This window comes from Arthrobacter sp. 10T419, assembly GCF_056394105.1.
On record NZ_JBFTHF010000007.1, the window covers coordinates 211,366 to 217,453 of the forward strand.

A 6,088-nucleotide genomic window follows, 5' to 3' on the forward strand; every position below is an offset into this window, starting at 1 on the left:
GCCGGCGGACATGGACAACGACGACTTTCCCCGCGCCCTGGTGGGCTGCTCCGACCTGGTAGCTTCAATCGTGGCCGCGCTGCAGGACCCTGACCGGGTAGGAGTCCTGCTGGCGGGGGACGCCGGCTTGGGAAAGAGTGCGTTGGCCGGGGCGGTGCTCCGGCAGCTCGGCGCGGCGGTCAAGCCCTTTTGGATCTTTCCCGCAGCGGCGATGACGAAGCTCCCTTTCGGCGCGCTGGCTCCATACCTGGGCTCATACCCCTTGCCGGAGTCCGAACCGTGGCCGTCAGTGCCCCGCCGCATGGAGAAGGTGCTTAGCCGGCGGCTCGAAACCGGGGAACCCACAGCGCTTGTGATCGTGGAAGACGCCGGGAACCTGGATGCAGACAGTTCCAGGGTGCTGGCGCAACTGGCCTTGATGGGCCTGGTAAAGCTGCTGGTGCTCTCCAGACCAAAGCCGGGACCGACAGCAGCTTTTGTTTCCCTCTGGAACGAGGGGCTGCTGCGGCGCTTTGACCTGTCACCGCTCACCGATGCGCAGGCCCGCGAGCTCTGTAGCCAGGTGCTGGGTGGTGAGGTTATCAACAGCGCCAGTACCGCTTTATGCAGGATTGCAGGCGGAAACCCCCTGCTTCTGCTCGCGTTGATCCGCCAGGCCCAGCGCACCGGTGAACTGGTGCTGCGTAACCACGTCTGGATGCTGAAGAACTTTCATCTGCGCGTCGATCAGCAATTGAGGGATCTGGTCCGGGAACAGCTCGCCTGCAGGTCTGCGGCCGAGACGGAGATCCTTGAGACGGTCGCGCTCGCGGAGCCTCTGCCCCTGGCCTGGCTGCACCGGCTCGCCAGTGATTCGGACGTTGACACCCTGATAGAGGACCGGCTCATCACCATTGCCCGGGGGCCGCAAAGGTTGGTGCGGTCGGCCTCCCCGCTGCTGGGAAAGGTGGTGCGCGCCCTTGTTCCTCCGGCCCGCAGCATGATGATCCGCTCGCGCGTGCTCGATGTTGTGGACGGCACGATGCCGGAGGAGATGCAGACGCGGTTGGTCTGCTGGTCCCTGGACTGCGGAGCCGAGGTTCCCGACGAGCAGCTGTTGGGTGCAGCCGCCAGCGCCAACCGGCATTTCGAGCCGATGGTAGCGCTGCAAACGGCCGGAGCGATCGATGGCGAAGTGTTCCGGGCGGCAGCGAAAGTCCAAATGGCAGACGCCCATTTCCATCTTGGTGATCTTCCGCGCGCGGCGGCGCTGCTGCAGGACTGCGTCGACTCCGCCGCGGACCACGCGACGGCGGGGGCAGCATCCATCCTCGCCGCCCGCGTGCATCTCGGCATGGGCGGGCAGACCCTGGAACTGAGGAAGATCGCCGCCTCCTGGCGCGCGTCGGAGCAGCGTCTGGGAGCAGGGAGCCTGACGCCCGGACCGGCCGAGTCAGCCGGTAGCCGGCTGCTGATTCTGTATGCGCTCCACTTGGAGGGACGTTACGCCGAGATCGAGGATGAGCTGGCCGAACGGCTGGCCGACACCGGATCAGATCCGATTACCCGCGCCAAGATTCTCTATCTCTGGGCTGAATTGCTGGCCGCCACCGGTCGGCCGGACAGTGCCTTCCGGGCGAGCGGCGAAATCCTGCAGCTGCTGGGGGGAAGTTCCACGGCGCAGTTCCGGGCGTATGAGCTGGCACGCTTCAAGCATTCGCTGGCACTGGTTCGCCTGGGACGATGGAACCTGGTCGCCATGCCCCCTACGGAGGCCCCCTGGCACGGATTCCGCAGCGGGTTGCACTTCAGCGGGGGACAGTCCTTGGTGGAAGGGCTGGCGGCGCTAAGACAGGGCGACATGGTGACCGCATTGGGCAGGCTTTCGGTCACCATTGAGGCCTTCTTTGAATCAGACTTCGACCACCTCCTGCCGTATGCCTTGGGTTTGGCGGCCTATGCAGCTTCGCTGCTCGGGCAAAACGACGTGGTGGACCGCTACTGCGAGGCTTTCAACCGCGTCCCGTATCGAGGGTCCGCACACTTCCAGCTGATGGGGCAGGCCCACGTCGCGGCAGCGCGGGCGGGTCTGCATGGAGCAGCTAACGGCGTCCGGGAGCTGTCAGTGCTGGCTGATCGGGCCCGAGGCATGGGACTGCTCGCGGCGGAGCGGGATGCCCGAGAACTGGCGCTCCGGCTCGGCGACAGCGGCCAATTGCCGCGGCTGGTGGAACTGACGGATCACGGCGAAGGCCCGGAGGCCGAGTGCCTCAATGCCTACGCGCGGGCCCTTCTTCAGCGTGACGCTGAGCAGCTGATCGCGGCCAGCGAAAGGGCACAGGAACTGCGGTACCACCTGCTGGCGGCGGAATGCCTTGGCAAGGCCGTCTGGTTCCTGAACGGCAGCGGGGACCGCAAGCGCGTTCGCGCCGTGGCCCAGTTGCTCCAGCTCAGGCGCAGGGAGCTGGCGGGAATCAGCACCCTGTCCCTGTTCGGCACCGATGACGCCACCTCCCTGACGCCCAGGGAACGCGAAGTAGTCACGATGGTGATCAACGGCAACAGCAACCGCGAAATTGCCCAGCTCGCCTCACTGTCGGTCCGCACTGTTGAAGGACACCTCTACCGGATCTTCAGCAAGCTCGGCATCAACCGCCGCGAAGACCTGACGAGTTGTGACCTGATGGCTGTGCGAAGCGACGCGCTCAGCCCCCGCTGAGGACCGGGGAGAACAGGAACGGTGGTTGGGCTACTGACCTGCCTCCATGACCAGGCCAACAGGAATGTCCTGGCTTACGGCAGATTTCCTCGCTCAACCGCCACGCGCCGTCTTCACTGGCTGAGTTCCACCAGTTCCCTGGCCCCGACGCCCATCGCTGCCAAAATCACATCGACCGCCTCGTCCACCGAGGTGGTGCCGGTATCAAGCACCAGATCGGCGTCGAGCGGCGGTTCATACGGAGAGCCGATCCCGGTGAAGTCCGGTATGTCGCCGGCCCGGGCCCGTGCGTACAGTCCCTTTCGGTCCCGCGCTTCGCATACCTCCAGCGACGTGGCCACGTGCACCAAGACAAACGAGCCGACAGTCTCGGCCATCGCCCGGACCTCCTGACGGGTCGACTCGAACGGCGCGATCGGAGCGCAGACGGCAACTCCGCCGGACTTGGAAACCAGGGAGGCGACCCACCCGAGCCGGCGGACGTTGAGATCCCGGTCCTGCCGGCTGAAGCCAAGACCCGAAGACAGGAGCCTGCGCACGTCGTCGCCGTCCAGCAGCGTGACGGGGCGGGAGTCTGCCCGCTGCAGCCGTTCCGCCAGTGCGCGGGCGATTGTCGATTTCCCGGAACCGGACAGGCCCGTCAGGAAAACGACAGCACCCAGCGGTGGGGTGCCTGCTGCCAGCGGTTCGGGAGCGGCGGCGGCACGCCGCCTCGGCGCTGCACTGGCCGCGGCCCCCGCATCGGAGGTGTAGTTGAGCAGGATGGAGGCGCCCAGCCGGAGCAGCACGTAGTCGCGCAGGGTCCGGTCACGGGCGCCGGACGCACCCTCGAACGCGGGCAGGACCAGCAGTCCGGTCCGGGCTCCAACCAGCTGCTCCGTGCAGCGTTCAAGGACGGAAAGCAGTTCCAGGACCGTATAGTTTCCGTGCTCCTGGCAGCCGGCAACCGCGACAAGCCACAACCTGGCGTGATGGCGGATTGCCATACCCATCGCTTCGGCGAGCTGGGCAGGCTCCGGCAGCCGGTCGAACGCCGCCACCAGGCTCGGATCCGTGTCCTGTCCCGGTCCGGTGAGGGGCCGCGTCAGACGCAGCCGGCGCATGGGCGGATGCTCGGCGGGCTGAAGGGCTTCCAGCCGGCCGGCAAGATGCATGGTGCCTTTTCCCGCGCCCTGGCCGGCGGAAACGGTCAATCTGGCCAGCGGTGTGCCATCCGGATCCGTGATCAGCAGGGCTCCGCAGTCCACCGCCTGTTGGCCGACGGCGGCGGGCACCGCGAGCGTAAACGGCCAGGGCCATTCCGGTGGAACGTTGCAGGGCAGGGCATAGCCGTCCGCCGGGCCGTACAGGCCGCCCAGCAGGAGTTCCAGCTCATCGAGCCGGGCGCCGGTCAGAACGTGTGATGGTTCAGAACCGAAGAGCAAGCTCACAGTGTCCCCCTGATTCCGCTCGTTGAGTCCAACAAGGCGGCTGCCTCGCGCCGACGTCGGCTCTCCACGGTGGCCAGCGCCGGGAAACCCTTCTGCCGGCGCAGATACATCCATGCCAGGGGCGCCACCAGCAAGGCGGCCACCAGAATCCCTGCTGTTACCGGGTCCGGGACGGAGAGCATCTTTAGCGCCGAGGCCAGCAGCACAAAGGCCAACGCCCGGCGCACGAAACCGCCCGAGAGACGGGAGGACAGCATGGCCCCGAGGTAGACGCCGGGGATGCTGCCCAACACTAAGGGCAGGGTCAGGCCGAGGTTCAGATCGCCGAAGAGCGTGTGACCCACGGCCGCAGCGAAGACCAGGGGAACGGCCTGCAAAAGATCGGTGCCGACCAGCTGGTTGGCCTTGAGCCCTGGGTAGATGAGCATGAGCCCGATGATGATCAAGGACCCGCTTCCGACGGACGTCATGCCCACCACAATGCCGCCCAGAATGCCCAAAAGGACGGTGGGCAGAACCCGGACCGCCACCTGCGGCCGCTCTGTAGGCAGCTCGGCTCCGCGCCCGTCCGCGCTGCGTGCGCGCTCGGCAAGCCGGAGGTAGGCCCGCACCACCAACAGGATGGCGCTCAAGAGCAGAGCGAAGCCGAGCGCCGTTTTGACGCTCTGCTGGACGTCCTCGCCGGGGCCCAGCCATTTGAGGACCAGCACGCCGCAGAAGGCCGAAGGCACCGAACCCACTGCCAGCCACTTGACCACGTCCAAGTTCACCGTCCGGCGCCGCAGGTGTACCAGGGAGCCCACCGGCTTCATGACGGCGCTGGCGACGAGGTCGCTGGAGACCGCGGCGAGCGGGGGAACGCCAAAGAACAGCACCAGTGCGGGGGTCATCAGGGCGCCGCCGCCCATACCTGTCAGTCCAACGACGATGGCTACACCGAAAGCGGTCAACGCCAAGTTCAGGTCCATGGCCCAGATCCTGCCACCGAGGACGCACCGGACAAACAGGTAGTTCGGTGCCTCCGAGAGTAGTCACCGGGGCCGGGCAGACAGTGTAACCAGGCCCGATGCCGCGTGGTCAGGCGCGAAGCGCCCCCGCCGCAACCCCGCCGCAGTCCTGACGGACGGCCGATCGACGGGCAAGGCCGCCGCCGGCACGGCATTCACTCCGCTAGCCGCTGGTGGTGGTTGTTGCGGTGAGGTCGAAGCTGATGTCTTTGGTGGCGTGGTAGTTCAGGTGGGTTTCGGCGGCGATGGTGTTGGTTCCGTTGACCAGCAGGGAGAGTGGGACGTTGAAGGTGACCGGGGCGGCGTTGGCGTTGGAGGTGGGGATTGCCGCGGTGGCGTAGGTGTTGATGGTGACAGTGCCGGTGGGCATGCGGGTGCGGCCGACTTCGGTGCCGTTGACGTAGATGACGACGCCGTCGTCGGCGACGGTGGTGAGTTTGAGCGCGGTGACGGCGGAGGCGGTGGGGATGGAGAAGCTGCGCAGGAAGTAGGCGGCCAGGGGGCGGGCGCTGGTGGTGGCGGAGGGGTTGAGGTTGGTTCCCAGCGGGGTTGAGCCGTAGCCCAGGGCGCCGGGTCCGGTGTTCCAGGCGGAGGAGTTGTAGCCGGGGTTCTTCCAGGCCGGGTCCGGTGCGGTGGTGCTGTACCGGTATTTCCACACTGATTTGGCGGGCACGACGACGTCGGTGACGGAGCCGGAGGAGGTGGAGACGGTGACCGGGGTGGTTTTGGTGCCGGTTGCTCCCTGGGTGTCGGTGACGGTCAGGGTCACGTTGTAGGTCCCCGCGGCGGCGTARCTGTGCGAGGCCGATACCCCGGTCCCGGTGCTGCCGTCTCCGAAGGCCCATCCGTAGCCGGTGATGCCGGCGTCGTCGGTGGAGGCGCTGGCATCGAAAGCCGCGGTCAGACCGGAGGCCGAGGCGGTGAACGACGCCACCGGCGCGGCATTCACCGTG

4 protein-coding genes are annotated in these 6,088 nt (G+C 67.0%); 1 reads left to right on the top strand and 3 read right to left on the bottom strand.

Annotated elements, in window-relative coordinates; genetic code table 11:
- The first annotated feature begins 70 nt into the window (after positions 1–70).
- Complete coding sequence (locus AC1DBD_RS13280) at positions 71–2,698, top strand: LuxR C-terminal-related transcriptional regulator (protein ID WP_476982296.1); 2,628 nt, start codon at positions 71–73, stop codon at positions 2,696–2,698.
- Positions 2,699–2,811: 113 nt separating this feature from the next.
- Here the strand turns inward: AC1DBD_RS13280 and cysC are convergent, their stop codons facing one another.
- The 3 genes from cysC to AC1DBD_RS13295 form a co-directional block, all read right to left on the bottom strand.
- Positions 2,812–4,122 (bottom strand): adenylyl-sulfate kinase, encoded by a 1,311-nt coding sequence (gene cysC, locus AC1DBD_RS13285; protein ID WP_476982297.1) that lies wholly within the window; start codon positions 4,120–4,122, stop codon positions 2,812–2,814.
- A 2-nt stretch (positions 4,123–4,124) separates the two neighbouring features.
- Positions 4,125–5,096, bottom strand: coding sequence for a sulfite exporter TauE/SafE family protein (locus tag AC1DBD_RS13290; RefSeq protein WP_476892542.1), 972 nt, complete (start codon positions 5,094–5,096; stop codon positions 4,125–4,127).
- 202 nt (positions 5,097–5,298) lie between these two features.
- Positions 5,299–6,088: PKD domain-containing protein (locus tag AC1DBD_RS13295; RefSeq protein WP_476982298.1), on the bottom strand; the 790-nt coding region annotated here is incomplete at its 5' end.

Excerpts from the sequence above, each read along its gene's own strand:
- AC1DBD_RS13290 (WP_476892542.1), bottom strand. The coding sequence starts at position 5,096 with ATGGACCTGAACTTGGCGTTGACCGCTTTCGGTGTAGCCATCGTCGTT.